We start from the raw sequence: 17,864 nt of genomic DNA, 5'->3' as shown, positions 1-17,864 counted from the left end.
AATTTTACAGCAATTAATTAACTAAGCATTTTTCTTATATGTCGACACAAGTAAACCCATATCATTATGGGTTTACTTTATTAAGTGCGTATTGATATTCTGAATGTAACATAACGTGTTGACTTGTTACATTGAATGTATTATAAATGATGTCCTAAATACCAAATGCTTGCAGCAGCTCCGCATTAATTGCTCTCTTCATATTGATTAATTAATTTATAGAATGTAGTTTTCTTTAATTCCAATATTTTCATAGCATCAATCGCTTTTATAGTGTTTTCCTTGTACATCTTGTAATACTTACCCCATAACTTCGGTACTTCAATAGACTTACGTCCTTTATATTTCCCTTCTGTTACTGCAATTGATATGCCTTCCATCTGTCTATCTTTTAGGTAGTCACGTTCAAGTTGTGCAACTGCTCCAAATACTGTGAGCATGAATACTCCCGTAGGTGTTGTAGTATCTATGGCTTCCTTTAATGATATAAATATAATGCCCTTACTATTTAATTGTTCTACAAGCTCCAACAGATCTTTAGTGTTACGAGCGAACCTACTTATGCTATCTACAATAAGCTTATCACCGTTTTTTAATGATGCCATTAGATTAGTTAAGACTGGTCTTTCTGTTACGTTCTTACCACTAACCTTCTCAATATAAACACATTTCCTTGGTATATTATATTCTTTTGCCTTTACCTCTTGTCTAATGGTATTTTGTTCTTTTGAACTAACTCTGATATAAAAGTAAGTTTGCATGTAATCACCTCTTTGTACTTATTATATTAAATCGTTCGTTTAAAGTCCATATATTACATGAACGGTTTATATGTATATTCACCACCATATAATGCCACTTTCAAGGCTATTAGTTCTCGTTCGGATACGGTATACTCTATCCGAACTATTTTAAGCATTGTAATACTACTCGTTCACACATAAGTTCACGTTTTGTCCAGCAAAAGTTCGCTTTATGTGCAAATTCAATCTTATACTTTCCCAAACCTAGTAATATAGCCATAGTTCGTGTTTTGTGGTGAAAACACGAACTTTTATAAAATCCCCAAAATACAGGTTAGTAGTTAATATAAAAGTATGGTCTTAAATAATTACCACCTCCAACATTTTTGTAATAGGGGTGAAAATTAAAAACAATTCAAGATAATTTTAATTATGTTGAATTGTTTTTATATGGTTTTTTTAGAGAGGATTTTAAACTTAGAATAAATAAAAAGAGACTTAATTGCCTCTTTTTTTATTGCTTATTCTCAAAATTTTTTAATATATTTAATAAGCTTATATTTATTCTTGATTTATTTTAATAACTAACTTATAATACCATATGTAGTAGGATTTTATTCTTATTAACTATATATTGCGTATTTAAAAAAACCTCGATAAGGAGGTGAAAAAAAATGATTAATTTTTTAGGAGAAATCTTTATAGGTTTAATAGTTACATATTTATCGGCTTTTGTAGAACAAAGATATTTAACAACAGAAGAAAAAAACAAAAGATTTATAATATGCACTTTGCTAATAATACTATTTCTGGTTGCACAGAATTTAAGTACTTTTACAAATGCCACTATAAATCATTCCGCTTTTACGAAAACAATCAATTTCAGTTTAACTGTAAAAAATCAATAGAATATTTTATATTTTTAAAAAATGGTGTATATCAGTACATCATTTTTTTTTAGTTATATTTATTGCTAATAACTATTTGTTTGTGAGTACATATTATTATGTAATTGTCGCTTATATAATACATATTATTATGTAATTGTCTAAGCTTATATATTATTCTATACTGGCTACTAAATCGTCAGATAAGCTACTTATTAATATATGATACTACATTAGTATTAACATTAATAGTTATTTTATATTATTTTATTGTCTTTTATCAATATAAAACACATCATTTTTATTTGTTTGTTCATACAAAACATACTAAAAATTATAAATTACTTTTATAGTACACGCCTATAACCCATAGGCACACTGTTTTTATTAAATTTAACTAAAACCTAACTACCCCGCTTCCGTTTGCTACTACCGCATTCCCTAATGGAACTTTCCCTACGGGCTACCCTTCCATTCATTCACTTGGTCTGATCTAAGTCTATTAACCTATTCTTACAGTATCAACGTTTAATTAGTTAAAATCCAATTATGAATCTTAACTGAAAACTAACTAAATAATTTAATCTTTAAAACAGTGAATATTTCTAAAAAAAGTGGACAAGATATAAAAGACATAAAAATTTAATATCTCTTTTTAAATGAGGCTAATTGATACTAGTCTCTTTTATTTTTTTGTCGCTCCCCTGTTACAGAAAATAATTCACTAATTAGAAGGCTACATCTATTCTATTTCAATAAAAAAAGCAGTTAAGATACAACCACCTTTTACTGTGATATTAAGGTTAATGCAATTGGAATAACTACAGGAACTACTACTATTGCTCCGAGTGCAACTATTACATCTATTTTAGCAAAACTTTTTTTCTTCTTCTTTAGAATATCTATAACAGTACACCACCTTCTATCTAAGAAGTATAGCCAATGTAATAACTCCTAATCATCTTTTGTAAGCCTTTTTCTATTTCCAAAGATCTTCAGTTAATTTTTCAATTTCTTTATGTCTTTTTTCAGTTTCATTTATATCAATAGTAATCATATTAGTATCAATACTTAGTACATCGCCTACTTTAGCTTCAGAAGGTAAGGTAATCCTTTTAACATCTATCATAGTTCTATCTTCTTTTTCGCATACTGCATAAAGCCCCTCGAATCTATCAATAATAACTTTCACTAATTACCTCCTGCACATATATTACAAGGATCTGCATGTCCTAAACCTATTGCTGTTTCTTGAGTTCCATTTAATATCGTTTTACTTCTTTTTAAAGTGCTACAATTTTTATCATAGTGAAATGACTTTCCGCTTGGTGTATAGTATACCGTCTTATTATTCTCATTGCATGTGGTATTAGTCTTTATAGGTAGTTTATTAACCACATTATTTGATGAAGTATTTGATTTACTAGTAGTTGATCCAGTTCCACTATAAGAATAACTCCCTGGCTTAACATTAAAAGATATGTTCTTACCATTACTAGTAACAATAATAGTTCCACATTCGTCAGTTCTGTACACAGGAATATTTTTTGTCTTTAGTCTATCTATATTTTCTTTATGAGGATGATCATAACTATTATTCTTACCAACACTGATAACTGCATACTTTGGATTCACTTTATTTAGAAATTCTTGTGTAGTAGAAGAATAACTTCCATGATGCCCAACTTTCAATACATCAGCTTTAAGATTGTAACCTTTCGATAACATTTCTTTTTCTGATACATCTTCTGCATCCCCAGTAAATAAGAATGAATTGCTTCCAAATGTTACTTTAATAACTATAGACTCATTATTAACATCTTCGTATCCACTACCATTAGGAGCTAATATAGTACATGTAGCTTCCCCCAACTTAAAACTTTGTCTTGGAACAGGTACTGTAATTTTTAATCCTTTATTCTTAATAGCATTAACCACATCCGTAAAAGTTTTAGTTGTTGCAGTTCTTTTAGGCATATATACTTTACCTATTTGTAAGCTATTTATTATGTAGTCTAATCCCCCTATGTGATCCTCATGAGGATGGGTTCCTACTACAAAATCTAATTTAGTAATCCCTTGATTTGATATATAATTTTTTACTGTTTCTGAATCTGAATTGTTTCCTGCATCTATTAACATGGAGCTTGAGCCTTGTTGTATTAAAATACTATCTGCTTGCCCTACATTTATATAAGAAACTTTTAGAGTGTCATTTACAGCCTTTATATCAGTGTTAACTGATGTTGTATTTTTCTTTTGTTGAGGTGTTTCCTTAGTTATAATCTTATTTGTTACTTGTTGTTCAGTAGACACTCCTGTTGTGGCATTTTCAGTTAGACTTGAACATCCGGTTAAGCTTAAAATAAGTATTAATCCCAAAAGAAAACTTAGATACTTTTTCATGTTAATCTCCTATCTTCTAAATTACATCATCCCATATAGCAAGTATTTCACTATTTTTAGTATATGTTTCAACTAACACATCGTCCCATCTTCTTATAGTTGTTAAACTTCATATAATTCGCTAAGAATAATGAGTACAATTAGTTATCTTTTACTTTTTATTATTCTTCAATTAGTCTAAACATTCCTCATTTTTAACACATAATCTATGTGAAACAGTTTTAGATTGAACAGCTGATAAAATAACATGATCATTAGCTGTGATTATAACTGCTCTGGTTTGTCTCCCATAAGTAGCATCAATTAACATACCTCTATCCCTTGCTTCATGGATTATTTTTTTTATAGGAGCTGATTCGGGGTTGACTATGCCCACCAATGTATTTGCTGAGACACTATTTCCAAACCCGATGTCTATCAACTTATTACTCATCCTTTGCCTCCTGTTCGTTTTTTGTTTTATATTTATACGTAAGGATAGTATTATCAATGCTATCCTTACGTTTGAGGAAACTTTTATTCTCTAATTATCCAACAAGTTTGTGGACATAACAGTACTTCCCTTGTATATTATGTATTCTATTGAACTCTCCATAGCAATTTCCTTTGTCGCATCTGCTTTTGCAACAACAATAGCATCTTCAATTTTATTATCACCTTTAACCTCTATGATTTGATATGTTCCATCTGCCATCTTGGCAAAGAAGTCAGGGTAGTATCTACGTAGCCTATTTGACTCTGGGTCAAAGTATTGAATAAAAAATTCACTTTGGTTACTCGTAAACATCCCTGTGAAATAAATTTCTTTTACTTTATCGTTAACAATATATTGCCAAAAACATTCTTTTTCTGGTTTTGAATCAAAGCAATAAATATCAGCATGGAAACTTTTATGTTTATATTTTTGAACATTAAGATCTACATTTTTTACAACCAAATCTTGATCTGCTGAAAATTCGTAGAAACCTGAATCCTTAGGGTATTTTAGTAACAAGACATCTTTTTCTATTGACTGAATATCACACTTAACATCGAAAAGTGCTTTAAATATCTTAGGTATTATTTCATCATAAATAATATCATTATACTTATTCACTTTTTCAAGTATTAACTCTACGCCCTCTTCAGATTCGGTAATTATTTTAAAAATCAAACTCCCTTTTATATTTAAATATCTGGCTATCTCACCAACAATCATCAAAAGACTATATTTAATTGATTCATTAACCTTATCAATATTCTTTTTCTTTACTACCATATCGTTAGTCAAACCTTGCTTTTCATAAAGTACTGATATATATTTACTATAATTCAATCCACTTAACCCAAAATTAATCACTTCTGAATATTCTTTATTATGAAGCGAATAGTTGTGTTTTATGTACTTCAGCTTTACATACTTTGGGGGTGGAACTGGTCTTACTTCATATTTATATTTATTTGTTTTACTTGGCTTTTTAAGATCTTCAATACTCATCCTAAAATTTTGTTTTAGTTCTGCATCCAATATATCAAAGTTTTCCTTTGAAAGATAAACCTTTGCCTCTTGCTGAATATCTGTTATCTTTCTAAGGCAACGCATTGTAGCTTGTAGGACAAAAATTTTAGATTTAGGACTTCTAAAAAGTGCAACCCCAAATAACGAACGACAATTCCATCCCTCACGGCCTTTATCAACTAGAAGAATAAACTGCTTTAGACTACCCTCAGTACCAATTGCATCAAGATTATTAAAATTTCTGATATCCTCGTTTTTTGTAACAGTCGAATCCCCTACATTCACTAAAATTTTAGAATGGTGTAAGCCGAGATCACTTAGAATATCCTCTACCATTGGTTTAATTTCGTCAGTTATCTCTTCTATTCTTGAACCAAATATAGCCAACTTAGGGAGTAATCCTTCATATTTGTTTTCACCGTATGTATTCCAAAAATCAGTAATAACTGACTTTAAAAATTCTTTGTTTTTTACATTTTCATAACCTTTAATATCTGCTTCTTTTAGATAATTGTTTATGATTGAATCCTTCAGTCCATATGCATAAACCACTTCAGGAAGTATTGTATTCTTTATATATGGTGTCCCCGTGTAGTTATAACAAGCTACTACACCTGTTCCTTTTCGTTTTAGATTTATTGCAAGCTCATTTATTGTATTTCTGAGGCTTGTCTTTGTTGCATTGGATCTCAATGCTTTCTCAAGATCAGTTCCAAACATATGATGTGCCTCATCAACATATACTCCAAGTTGTGATAACCTAATTAGTTTTTCAAATCTTTGATTGAATATCAAATCCTTGTTGTCTTGAATATTGTCATCACCATAAATATCTTTAAGCGTATTGATAACGACCGAATCAGTAACTGTAGATGACATATTGAATAGCATTTCTCCCGCTTTCTTTTCCTTATGGCGTTTCTTTAGTATGATTTTTTGAGTATTAGAAATAATTATATTAAAGTCAGAATCGTCAAGTGTATTAAGTGTTGTACCTGTTTCCTTTAAATAATGAATTTTAATATTAGAGTCCAACACTCTAGCATATTCAGGTGGCACAACAAGTGATTTATCAAAGGTGAATATCTCTCTTAAAGACTGCAGTACCGTTTTGTCCGGTGCAAAAACCAATGCATTATGGCAAAAGGTTTTATCCTTAGGATACTTATTAGAAAGAAGAAATTCATAGAAAATACAAGTGGCCATTAGAATTGTTTTTCCAAGTCCCATGGTTAAAGCATAAATATAGTTCGGATAATTCTCACTGTATTTTCTCATTCGATTAAAGAGAACTTTGCTTTGCTCCGCACGAAGATCATAAATCGTAACCTGACCACTATCAACAGTATAGTAGGATGCATCAGAAAATTCTTCTTGTTTATTCCTCCATTCATCAAACATTGTAAAAACTTGCTTATTATTCATAAATTCTTTAATAAATACGTACATCTCCAAAGCCTCAAACTGTGGCCTCCTTAAATACGCGTTTGGATTTGTTATCTTATCATTATAATCTAAAAATTTTCTTGTTAAATCCTTGTAATTCCTACGGATTTTACCTCTATTGCTTTCATAATAATATCTAAGCGCTGAAAAGAAAGAAAATTGAATATCAAAGCCATCTGCCATTAATTACACCTCCACTTCAAGTGACTCAGATAGAATATCTGTTATCTTAATTTTAATCTTTCCTGCATAAGATGGAATTTCATATTCACCAGCAACAAGTTCATTTTTCCCTGGCATATCAATTACAGTAGGTTGTATAACTACACCATCATAATTCCAATCAATAACGATTGACTCCACAAGTTGTTTCCAATCTTCTACATAATCCTTTTGTAAGCTAAGTTTTTGCAGTAAATTCATTGGGTAAAATTCTTTGATTATAAGCTTGTCTTCCACTTTTTTCACGACCGCTTCTGCCTCTCGTTTGAGTTGCAGCATGGACTTATCACGAAGAATATCAACAATCTCAATATCTAATATGTACCCTGTTAATTCTCGCTCAAGAGATGCCTTTAAATCTGGCTCATGTCCCATACAAACAAGTGTTAGTCTTTCCACCGGATCCATCGGATTATCTTCCTTACGTCTTTCAAATGTTTTGTATGGTAAATTTGCTTTCAGTTCCTCAAGATCTGCCTTTGTAGAAATTCTATTAACGGGCATAATCTTAACCATACGCCCATCCATCTCACCGTCGTAAATATTTGAACCATCAAACTTCTGAATCTCCAAAGCCTCAATTATAAGTTCCTTGGCTTCTACTGGATTTCTAAAAAAATCATAATTATTTACATTATATACTTCAAAAGCTGTATATTTATCTTCCTTGTCTTTTAATTCATTTGTTATATTTAAAAGACGTTTAGTTGTTGTCTGAATAGCCCCTAAGTTAATATCAGCACCAATGAATTTCCGCCCAAGCTTCATGGCTAATGCCTGAGTAGTTCCCGAACCCATAAAACAGTCAAATACAATATCTCCCGGATTTGATGATGATAGTATTATTCTTTCAAGCAATGCTTCGGGCTTTTGCGTTGGATAATTACAGTTTTCTAAAGCACCTCCTTGAACTGCATTTATGTCAGTCCAAATATCTTGCAACGGAACACCGGGGGCCTCATCAAGGTATCTCTTTTTTTGTGGAACTGAACCGGGTTTAATTTGTATAATTAGGCCACTATCATATAATTTCTGCATTTTTGTCTTTGCATATACCCAATATTTTGATACTCCTAAGAACTCATAAAATGGATTCCCCTTGGATGCTCCCCCCGGACCAAGTAACGATACAAGTCTATATTTTCCACCTTTATCAACATATTTATAGAAATCATTAATGTATTTTTTTGAATATGGTATATATACCGGATTCATTAAAACTTGGTCTGTCTTTTTGTATAATAGAATCATATCATGCAAACGTCCCATATGTTTAGCACCTTGTCCCATATCAGAATGGGAAAAAGTCCTTTTCCAAATTATTTGATTGACAAAATTAGAGCTTCCGAATATTTCATCTAATATAATTTTTAGATAGTGACCTCTAGTAGGGTCACATTCAACATAAATACTTCCTGTATCGCTTAATAGTTCTCGAAGCAGTATGAACCTTTCATACATAAATTGTAAATATTCATCATTTGTCCAAATATCCGTGTACTGCTTTTCTTCGAAGGTATTTGCATCATTTGTAATTGTGATATTTTTAATCTTTATCTTTTTTTTATAGTCTGCTTTACTATCAAAAGGAGGGTCAATATAAATAAGTTGTATTTTCCCCCTGTATTCTTTTAGCATATGGCTCATTACTTGGAGATTATCTCCCCAAATAATTTTATTTATCCAACCATCTTTTTCTTCACCATAGCGTTCTTTAAGTTGTGCTGGAAAATATTGTGTAGATCGATATGGTCGTTTTCCTGTCCAGTGAAGTTCAGGATATCCCTTTATCGCTTTCTTTTGTTCAAACTCATAAGTTTCTATTTTTAGCTGTTCACTCATCATAATATCCTCCATTTACTTTTTGCAATAAAAACGCAAGTCACAGTTATTACACAAAATTTGAGACTGTGATTTTTGTACAAAATCTTTATTTTGAATTTTTTCAACAACATCATCAAAAGCTTTAATCGTGGCTTCAATAGCTTTCTTTTCTTTGGGAAAAGTAATAAATGGTACACTATTCTCTTCCCCTGTGTAGTAGATATGCATTTTACTAACCATTTTCCCTGTCTTTTCTTCAATCAAATGAGAATAAACCTGCAATTGTTTTTTATAATGTTCAATTTTATCAAAATCGCTAAATATATCTGGTTTCTTTTCAGCTTTGAAATCCACAATCTCCACTGTATTCCCTTCACCTTCCACCAAATCAACCGTTCCCTGAAGTATATAATTTGGTTTAACTAAACCAACCTCTACTTCTGCATCTTGAATTCTGTGCCAATTTCCCTTCTGTCTATCTACGTATCTAATTACTTGTTTCAATGCAACATCTAGCTGACTCTGTCCAATGTATGCCCTTTCACTCATAGATATACTATCATAGTTTGTATCAAACCAGAGTTTAATATTATCTGGAGTAATAAGTTTCTCTTCTTTTCTTATAGCGGTTCTATGAATATCTTCTATGGTTTGATGTACTAACATACCAAATATAGTAGCTCCAACTCTAGCAGGTATAAATCCAAGTTCTTTAAAGAACTTATATTGCATAGCACAATTCTCATATACTGCTATATGAGAAGTAAACGAATATGTGTTCTTGAGATTTACATTCTTAACTTCTTCAAATTCAAATCTATCCATCTTAAACTCAGGATCATTGTAACTATGCAACTTTCTATAAGCTGATTCAAAATACTTACTAGGCTGTTTCCCCCTGCCTTTCTTCTCTATACAGCTAAGCACAAGCAAATTCTGAGCTCTTGAAAAAGCTGTATAATACAATCTCCAAAAGTCAAAGTACTTTATATCTTCCTTAATTTCAAATGCAGATCTTTTATAATATTTTCTTTCCACATCTTCCAATATATTATTATTTATTATCCTTGGTGTACCACCAAGTGAGCCCACTACAACTATTGGGAACTCCATTCCTTTTGACTGGTGAATTGTTAGAAATGATACGCATCCACTTGGTGCATACTCTGAATCGTCTTCATACTCTCCAATACCACCACAAAAAAGAAATTTAAGATACATATTAAAAAACTTTTCTACTGATTTATCTATATTTTTTGAACTGAATACGTCAATTTTATGAAGATATTCATACTTGCTAATTATTTGAGAAATAATAGCTAAATTTCTTGCTGGTCTTAAATCTATTAAACTTGTATTTAGATCACTCTCAAGATATTCTCTAAAGGGGCTATGTTCAAAGATTTGATACATAAGACCTAAAAATGCATAGTTCGTATTTTTATATAAATTATAATGTTTTTCCCCATGTTCTCGGATCCATCTTTTTAGTTCATCATTTTTTGATTTTTTTAAATATAAATTCACCATATGAATACATTCTTCGTAGTAATTATATAAATCATCAGTTAAAAATTCATAATCTTTTTTTTCCATCTTTTGTACATAAGTAGGAAATGTAAGCATAAGACATCCAATAATTAATTTAATCTCAATTCTCATAAAAAACATATCTGAACGGGGTGAATATACATTTATACCGTGCAACTCTAGATAATCGGCAAGCGCAATTACCTTTTTATTTCTTACTGAATTAAACAGAAAAGCTATCTGATTTAAATTAGTAAGCTTACCAGATAATTTCAACTTTTCAATAAACTCAAGAACATTTTCATGCCAATCAATTTCTACTTCTTGTCCCGATATTTTAATTACAGCAGATGTATCTATTTTGCTGTTTTTCCCTGCTACGATATCTTTTTGAAATCTATATTTACCCCACTTGAAATTAAATTGCCTGCCATCGGTGATTTTCATCCAGTTGTTATAAAACTCAATGATATCTTTTTCAGATCTATAATTAATAGTTAGCCTTATCTGCTCACATATCTGTGCATCAAACTTATTTGGGAATTGAAGTATATTTCTTATAGTTGCTCCCCTGAAGCGATACAGCCCTTGATCATCATCACCAACAACACAAATGTTATGTTTATCTCCAGCTATTAAAAATACGAGTTGTTCCTGCACATAGTTAGTATCCTGATACTCGTCCACCATTATATATTTTATTTTATCCATAACTTTAAATAGTACATTTTCATTAGTTACAAGTAATCTATATGCCTCAGTCTGTATTGTTGAAAAATCTATGAGATTCTGCTGCGTAAGTATATCTTCATATACCTCCATCAATTTACCCAAAGACGAAATTCTAACATCATTATCTAATTGCATATCACGATAGTTAACCAATTCCTCAGATATATTGCTAACTAAATTAGCAATGATTTGTGATTGGTTCCACACACCTATCGGCCTTTCAAATATTGTTTCATAATTTTCTATGTTCCGAAACTTATAAATGTATTGAAAAATAGTATACTGTTGTTCAAATCCATCCAAAATTCTATAATTTTTTCTTATTCTAGTAAATTCTAAATTTTCTTTAATTAGTCTCAAGCATATAGAATGAAATGTGCCAATATACATATCATTAATGTTAACTTCAACACCTTTGCTCATAAGTTCATTTGTAATCCGAGTAATTAATTCTTTAGATGCCTTTTCAGTAAAAGTAGCTATCATTATCTGTTCAGGCGGAATACCTTTCTCAACAATCAGATATATTGCTCTTTTTACTAGAGTGAAAGTTTTACCTGTACCTGGTCCAGCAATTATTAGTAATGGGCCATCTACTGTTTTTATTGCTTTTATTTGATTTTTATTAGCATTCCCATAATCAAACATAACTCTGCTCCTTTATTAATTAGTTAGTTATTGTTAATATATTAAATTCATCCCTACCTAAATTACATTACAGTTAGATTATTGTTAATGTGTATAGCAACAATATAGTACCTAATATTAAATTGTTTATTTTATTATTTAAATCATGCTGAGTATGTACTGTTGAATAAAAAAAAATTACTTAATAATATTATAGTAATAGTTTGTATTTTTTTCCATGATTTTCGTAAATATTGCCAGTATAATAAAATTATTATACATTACTAAAAATCCACAGTATTTTTACTGTGGATTTTTCTTTGGTTATGAGCCAACCTACCTCTTTACTAAAATTAAACTTAAATAAAAAAGGACACAGAAAGCACTTTTTTGCTCTCTATGTCCTTTTTAAGCATTGTTCACTTAATTAATTAAGACTTACATTCTAATTTAAAACAATAGCTTAGGTATCAATACAAGCTATTTTAACAAGTCTTCAATATCATCAAAACTAGTTTCTTCACTTTCTTTATCTTCAATGGGTTTTATATCAATAATAGATACAGGATTTATTGGTGCAGTTTTATCAAGATCTATTTTTGTAGATTCTTTTTTTTCTAAAACAAGTCCATCAACTTTTACATAACGCATTTTCATTTTTATATCAATCTTTTGGTCCTTTGATATAAAAATACTTTGTCCAGTTTCTAAATTTTGTATATCTGTGTAAGTATATTTACTTTGCATGGTCTCGTGCATATTACCATTACCTGTTGATATTATTTTATTTCCAAATATACTAGCTTTTTTTTCTACGCCATAAGAATAGTTAGTTCTTTTTTCTTGACCTATTACTTTTTCCCACTCTGCAGAACTATCATAAGAGTTTTGCCTCATTATTATGTAGTTATTACAATTTTCTATGACTTGATTTCTAAGAGCAACCCCACCAGCTTTGTCTAAATCGGACAAACTTTGAAATGCTGGGATACATGTTATATTTGCACTCCTAGATTTATTTAATAAGTCGATTGCAACATCACTGGCATACACATTGAATTCATCAAAAATGAAATATTTTCTTGTTTTATCTAAAAACAATTTAGATACTGCTTTTTTAGCATCCAATATTGCAAGCCTTCCAACTTGTTTACTAAGTTCTGGCTTACCAAGGCTATCTAAAACAATTAAGATATTAGCCTTTTCTTTTAATGCTGTGTATACATCAATACCATTACTACTAAATATTTCGCCTGCCTCACTCTCCGCAGTAGTTGCAAACCGAGCCATAGCACTGTTTACTATAGGAGCAGTGGTTTCAATTATATCTGATAGTTTTGTATATTCATCTATTTCAATTTCGTTGTTATCTTTCATTTCTTCAATTAGATTTTGGAATAGAGTAGGTGAATACTTGATTATTGTATTTAAATCTAAAGGTATCTTTTTTATATTTAAAATCTTTATTAATTGTTGTAAATATCTTTCTGTATTTACTTTATAATGTGCTTCGGACCAATCACTCATGCCGATTAACATATCTTTTGCTTCTGTCATTCCAGCTCCCTTAAAAGGGTTGTAATGGTCGCTTTCATCGGGTTTGACAAAGTTTACAACATATAATTGTCTATTATATGTTTCCGAAAGTGATTGCATATAATTTAATAAACTTCCATCCCCTAAATCTCCTTTTCCATCAATAGCAAAAACAGGGTGATTTTTTTGCATAGCACTCTCAATAAAATTTGCGATTGCAATTGTTTTACCAGCACCTGTTGTTCCAGCTACAATTATATGTTTTGCATTATCATTTATTTTTACGACTTCATTATCTACATAATCAGCGCCAATCGTTGTAGTTACTTCGTCATGCGGTTGCAAATTAATTTTTTCTAAATATTTATTTATTTTCTTTTCTTTTTCATTTTCTTTTCTTATATCTGTTTTACTTTTACCTTTCTTTTCTTTTTGTCTTTTTATATAATAAATTTCTGCTATTATACTGCTTAAAATTAAAGCTATTAGTAATTGCCAAACTATATTAATATTTAATATATAATTTTTGTATAGTGTAGATATGGTTGCAGTTTTTTTATGTATTATAGCATCCAATATAATATTTAAAAATTTTATTGAATGTACTAAGTATTTCTGCATAAAACTTACTTTAAAATTTACAAGTATAGCTAATACAAAACTTGAAATACAAAAATATATTTTATTAATTTTCTTTGTGTTTATAAATATACCTGTTAGAACTATTGTAAATATCACACTAGGTAAGCTTACAATTACAAATAGCACTAATGCTATAAATGCTAGTACCAATAGTATAAAATTATCCGATCCACTAGTGTTTGTGTCATTATTATTATTATTCATTTTTACCTCCTTTCACATTATTACGTAATTTTTCTTGTAAGGTTGCCATTTCTAATTTATCTACGTCTTTTAAAAAACTTTCCTTTTGTGTTGTCGATTGAAAAAATCTATCAATATTCAAATTAATTATATTTATATTTCTTAAAAATAAAAGTCCTTTATGATTCATAGTAGATATATCTTTTTTTAATCTCTCTTTCCTATTTTCATTCATTGTTAAAATTTTTACGTCATATGAGTTATATATAGATAAACTTCTGAAAACAGGCTCGATCCTCTCTAATAATGCATTATATATCCAACTTTTAGAACGTTCAAAATCTAAAATGATAATTGTAACAACTCCATTTTCAAATACATCAAAGTAAATTTTACTTGTATTTAATTTAGAAAACATGTCACTGGTATCAAGGGACTTTACTTCTTCATTCTTTATTGTTTTGACTATTTCTTTATTATTATTTAAAAATTTCATATCAACCGCTGCACTCTTAGTTTTAAACTTTTGTATTTCATTTTTATACTTCTCTAAAAACCAATTATACGGTTTTAATGAATTAAAAAACTTTTTAGGTTCTTCTATATATTCAGCTAAGAAACATGAATTTTTTAATTGTGTCGAGGTCGGTTTTTGTAAAACTGCAACGTTTGGTTTATTTTTAAGATATCTTATAGAGCTATGTGCAAGTAAAATATAACTGTTGTTATTTACCTTTATAATTTTTACAAGTTTATTTTTTCCCATAGCATGGACATCATCAAAAACTTGATATTCTGATTTAATAGAAAACTTATAAATATGATTCAAAAACATATAACCTCCAAAATAATTAATAAGTATTAAATACTTTTCATATTTTAAAGTTATATCTAAATAAGTCCAAGGGTCTATCTCAAGATTTGCAGGGATTACAATATCTTTTTCAAGCTTCAATTTTTATCACCTCTGTACATCCAATTTCATTTGCTATATCGTATTTATCTTGTATTTGTTCTTTACTATAATTTCTTGTAACAACTTCAACTGCTATTGTAATTCCATTATCAGAAAAAGTTGCATCAACCATTGTTTGTATTTTTTTATTAGGATTATTTATTTTATAATTTTCAATTAAGTCATTTTCATTAATCCATGTTTTTCTTTGTTCTCTTTCTAAACTATAATAAATGCTAGAAAGTTTTAAATCATGTTCTATTTGACGTTCATTACTCCTGTAGCATCTATCTATATCTGTATTAAGCTTTACATATGCTTTTCCTTTATCGCCCATATAATAAACCTTAACTATGCTTTTTCCTTTAACCATTATTCCTTTAGAATAAATATAAGATTCTTTTTCAAGATTGTTTAATCTTTTTTCACTTAATCCAATAACTTTTGTTGCATCATATTCGCCTGTTACCCCTGTTTTCGCTATGCCTTGTAGCAATTCAAAATCTCTACCAGTTATACATTTAATTGCTAACCCAGCTTTTCGACCTCTTGCCATTTTAAACACTTCTCTTTCTTGCAATAAATTTATTTTCTTTTGATCTTAGATTTACTATATCCCACTCTTTAGAGAACAAGTTCACAATTTCTTTAAAATCATATTCAATTCCGTTTGCTAATTTCTTTTTATTTAATTCAACAATGCAGAAAGCATTGTTATTTGCTATTCTAGTTATTTCATTTATGATTTTTTCTCTATCTAAAATAAACATAAGTAAAAAATTGCACATTATAATATCATATTTTTTCTGTGATGGAATACCTTTGCTTAAATCGGCTTGTATAAAACTAATTTTCTTTATATCTATTTCATTAAATATATTTATATCTATAGCGGTAATATCTTTAAATCCAAGTTTATAAAGATAATAAATATTTCTTCCTTTACCACAACCTAAATCTATTATTGTATTATCGATATTTATTTCACCTATAAACTTACGGATATAAAACCTTGTATAATCACTTCTACATTTTGAAGAACATTGCGGACATATCCTTAAATCTTTCATATTAATTAAATCACCTTAATTTGCAGAAAATTTTTGTAGAATTATTTTAGAATTAAATAAGAATTGATGGACTATGCGGACAAAAGTACACAAGCTAATTAAAAAAGCAAATATTTTGCGTTCGCTTGCGATTTTTTATTGCTGTTTTGTGTTCTTTTGTCCGCCTAGTTTTCAACTCCAATTGATACACTATGTATCCGTTGGAGTTGCTAGGTTTTATATATGAAAACATGCTATGTTTCAACTCCAACTGGGGTTGGATTGAACAATTGGAGTTGAAATGTATATGTATTTGTAATGTTTCTATAAGTATATTTTAATACTTATTGGTATTATTATCAAGTTTTTCACTCATCTTATTTCCATTGTTTGGCAGGTTTTCTTGTACTTCTTTAACTTCTTCTTCGGTCTTATTTTCTGCTTCAAAATCATCTTCTATATATTTTTTTAATAATTTAGGTACATTTTTATTATATAATCCATTTAAAAATTTTAGAATTTCTTCATCAAGATTTTTATTTTTATCTTTTAATGATACTTTAATTGCTTTAAGTTTTTCATCATTAAACTCTACTTTAAATTGAATTTTTTTCATTTTAACACTCCTCAAACATTGTATTTTTTATGTTTTTTTAATTCTGTAAGGTCTGTATTTGTTGTTGTTTTAACAGTTTTACATCTAAAGTTGTTGTTTTAAATGGTATAGTATTAATATCTAATTTCGTATCTTTCACCATAGCAGGGGTTAATGGATAAACAAAAATAGAAATTTTAGTTGTATTCATATTTAAATTTACAGTATATAATAATGACTTTGTGTCGGCTGATGCATTAGCATTTATTCCTAAATCATTATTATCTTGGTCTTTTGCTATAACTTTAATTGTAGCAACATTAACATTGTTTAGTAAGTTAACATTAAACTGCATACTATTTTCATTTAAAAACAATGCGTTTAATACACTATAATCTATTGCATATTTAGTTCCTTTTACACTTAAAGTATCATTATAATGTAAGTTTTCTACTACCGTTTTTTTAACTACTTCTTTATGTACTGTTCCAGTTCCAATACTTTTACCACCTAAAAAAGCTATTATAACTAAAATTGCTACTAATGCTATGTAAACATTTTTTCTATTATTAAAAAACATTTTATTACCTCCTTTATCTTTTATTTAATATTTTATTTTTCAATTTCTTAAATTCTTCTTCTGATAATGTACCACTTTTCTTTAATTCGGTTAATTTATTTAGTTCCTCAATCTTGTTGTTTTTGTTGCAATTATTATTATATAAAATATTATTTTGTTCTTTTAATAGTCTATTTGTACGACTTGGTTTAAAAAATAAATGAGCTATAAATGTTAATATCAATCCCATAATTGCTCCAACTATTGCCCCCGTTACTCCTAAAAGAAGTCTTCCACCAACTGCTCCTATTGGGTCATTAGGGCTATATTCATATGTTTTATAAAACACATTAAATAGAAATATTGCACATATAACCATACATATTGTAGTTGGATTTATAAATGATATTTTTTTATTCATATACATTCT

General features: G+C 29.1%; 15 protein-coding genes. 1 reads left to right on the top strand and 14 read right to left on the bottom strand.

Going from position 1 to position 17,864, the window contains the following annotated elements:
- Window positions 1-185: 185 nt before the first annotated feature.
- The gene (locus tag LGK95_RS18430; RefSeq protein WP_226126382.1) at window positions 186-761 is read right to left on the bottom strand and encodes a recombinase family protein; all 576 of its coding nucleotides are present in this window, start codon (window positions 759-761) and stop codon (window positions 186-188) included.
- Between the two features lie 656 nt (window positions 762-1,417).
- Here LGK95_RS18430 and LGK95_RS18425 point away from each other — a divergent pair.
- Window positions 1,418-1,651 carry a hypothetical protein gene (locus LGK95_RS18425; protein ID WP_226126381.1) on the top strand — a complete coding sequence of 78 codons (234 nt, stop codon included), beginning with the start codon at window positions 1,418-1,420 and terminating at the stop codon, window positions 1,649-1,651.
- A gap of 958 nt (window positions 1,652-2,609) precedes the next feature.
- On the opposite strand, the gene LGK95_RS18420 is transcribed toward LGK95_RS18425, so the two are convergent.
- The 13 genes from LGK95_RS18420 to LGK95_RS18360 all read right to left on the bottom strand — a co-directional run bounded on the left by LGK95_RS18420 (window position 2,610) and on the right by LGK95_RS18360 (window position 17,855).
- The gene (locus LGK95_RS18420) at window positions 2,610-2,822 is read right to left on the bottom strand and encodes a DUF3006 domain-containing protein (protein ID WP_226126380.1); all 213 of its coding nucleotides are present in this window, start codon (window positions 2,820-2,822) and stop codon (window positions 2,610-2,612) included.
- The gene (locus LGK95_RS18415) at window positions 2,822-4,036 is read right to left on the bottom strand and encodes a ComEC/Rec2 family competence protein (protein ID WP_226126379.1); all 1,215 of its coding nucleotides are present in this window, start codon (window positions 4,034-4,036) and stop codon (window positions 2,822-2,824) included. Before LGK95_RS18415 ends, LGK95_RS18420 begins: the two co-directional genes overlap by 1 nt.
- A gap of 172 nt (window positions 4,037-4,208) precedes the next feature.
- A complete protein-coding gene (locus LGK95_RS18410) occupies window positions 4,209-4,469 on the bottom strand; it encodes a DUF370 domain-containing protein (protein WP_226126378.1) in 261 nt (86 codons plus the stop codon).
- Between the two features lie 90 nt (window positions 4,470-4,559).
- Entirely contained in the window at window positions 4,560-7,163 is a 2,604-nt protein-coding gene (locus LGK95_RS18405; RefSeq protein ID WP_226126377.1) for a TnsA endonuclease N-terminal domain-containing protein, read from the bottom strand.
- Window positions 7,164-7,166: 3 nt separating this feature from the next.
- Complete coding sequence (locus LGK95_RS22535) at window positions 7,167-9,044, bottom strand: site-specific DNA-methyltransferase (RefSeq protein ID WP_319001942.1); 1,878 nt, start codon at window positions 9,042-9,044, stop codon at window positions 7,167-7,169.
- 15 nt (window positions 9,045-9,059) lie between these two features.
- On the bottom strand, window positions 9,060-11,936 hold the full coding sequence (locus tag LGK95_RS18395; RefSeq protein WP_226126376.1) for an ATP-dependent DNA helicase: 2,877 nt from the start codon (window positions 11,934-11,936) through the stop codon (window positions 9,060-9,062).
- A 459-nt stretch (window positions 11,937-12,395) separates the two neighbouring features.
- A complete protein-coding gene (locus LGK95_RS18390) occupies window positions 12,396-14,297 on the bottom strand; it encodes a type IV secretory system conjugative DNA transfer family protein (RefSeq protein ID WP_226126375.1) in 1,902 nt (633 codons plus the stop codon).
- Window positions 14,290-15,231: a hypothetical protein gene (locus tag LGK95_RS18385; protein ID WP_226126374.1), complete on the bottom strand. Its 942-nt coding sequence runs from the start codon at window positions 15,229-15,231 to the stop codon at window positions 14,290-14,292. Before LGK95_RS18385 ends, LGK95_RS18390 begins: the two co-directional genes overlap by 8 nt.
- Window positions 15,221-15,787, bottom strand: coding sequence for a hypothetical protein (locus LGK95_RS18380; RefSeq protein ID WP_226126373.1), 567 nt, complete (start codon window positions 15,785-15,787; stop codon window positions 15,221-15,223). The genes LGK95_RS18385 and LGK95_RS18380 overlap by 11 nt, the downstream gene beginning before the upstream one ends.
- A gap of 1 nt (window position 15,788) precedes the next feature.
- Complete coding sequence (locus LGK95_RS18375; RefSeq protein ID WP_226126372.1) at window positions 15,789-16,301, bottom strand: class I SAM-dependent methyltransferase; 513 nt, start codon at window positions 16,299-16,301, stop codon at window positions 15,789-15,791.
- Between the two features lie 316 nt (window positions 16,302-16,617).
- Window positions 16,618-16,896: a DUF6103 family protein gene (locus LGK95_RS18370; protein WP_226126371.1), complete on the bottom strand. Its 279-nt coding sequence runs from the start codon at window positions 16,894-16,896 to the stop codon at window positions 16,618-16,620.
- A gap of 37 nt (window positions 16,897-16,933) precedes the next feature.
- Window positions 16,934-17,455 (bottom strand): hypothetical protein, encoded by a 522-nt coding sequence (locus LGK95_RS18365; RefSeq protein ID WP_226126370.1) that lies wholly within the window; start codon window positions 17,453-17,455, stop codon window positions 16,934-16,936.
- 13 nt (window positions 17,456-17,468) lie between these two features.
- Window positions 17,469-17,855, bottom strand: coding sequence for a hypothetical protein (locus LGK95_RS18360; RefSeq protein ID WP_226126369.1), 387 nt, complete (start codon window positions 17,853-17,855; stop codon window positions 17,469-17,471).
- Window positions 17,856-17,864 lie beyond the last annotated feature (9 nt).

Source organism: Clostridium algoriphilum, assembly GCF_020443705.1.
Lineage (GTDB): Bacteria > Bacillota > Clostridia > Clostridiales > Clostridiaceae > Clostridium_AD > Clostridium_AD algoriphilum.
The sequence above is the reverse complement of the archived record's forward strand: the minus strand, read 5'-3'. Positions and strand labels throughout refer to the sequence as shown.

Coding starts and splice junctions, on each gene's coding strand:
- LGK95_RS18370 (WP_226126371.1), bottom strand. CDS start 16,896: ATGAAAAAAATTCAATTTAAAGTAGAGTTTAATGATGAAAAACTTAAA.
- LGK95_RS18395 (WP_226126376.1), bottom strand. CDS start 11,936: ATGTTTGATTATGGGAATGCTAATAAAAATCAAATAAAAGCAATAAAA.
- LGK95_RS18380 (WP_226126373.1), bottom strand. CDS start 15,787: ATGGCAAGAGGTCGAAAAGCTGGGTTAGCAATTAAATGTATAACTGGT.
- LGK95_RS18405 (WP_226126377.1), bottom strand. CDS start 7,163: ATGGCAGATGGCTTTGATATTCAATTTTCTTTCTTTTCAGCGCTTAGA.
- LGK95_RS18365 (WP_226126370.1), bottom strand. CDS start 17,455: ATGTTTTTTAATAATAGAAAAAATGTTTACATAGCATTAGTAGCAATT.
- LGK95_RS18415 (WP_226126379.1), bottom strand. CDS start 4,036: ATGAAAAAGTATCTAAGTTTTCTTTTGGGATTAATACTTATTTTAAGC.
- LGK95_RS18375 (WP_226126372.1), bottom strand. CDS start 16,301: ATGAAAGATTTAAGGATATGTCCGCAATGTTCTTCAAAATGTAGAAGT.
- LGK95_RS18410 (WP_226126378.1), bottom strand. CDS start 4,469: ATGAGTAATAAGTTGATAGACATCGGGTTTGGAAATAGTGTCTCAGCA.
- LGK95_RS18430 (WP_226126382.1), bottom strand. CDS start 761: ATGCAAACTTACTTTTATATCAGAGTTAGTTCAAAAGAACAAAATACC.
- LGK95_RS18390 (WP_226126375.1), bottom strand. CDS start 14,297: ATGAATAATAATAATAATGACACAAACACTAGTGGATCGGATAATTTT.
- LGK95_RS18360 (WP_226126369.1), bottom strand. CDS start 17,855: ATGAATAAAAAAATATCATTTATAAATCCAACTACAATATGTATGGTT.
- LGK95_RS22535 (WP_319001942.1), bottom strand. CDS start 9,044: ATGAGTGAACAGCTAAAAATAGAAACTTATGAGTTTGAACAAAAGAAA.
- LGK95_RS18425 (WP_226126381.1), top strand. CDS start 1,418: ATGATTAATTTTTTAGGAGAAATCTTTATAGGTTTAATAGTTACATAT.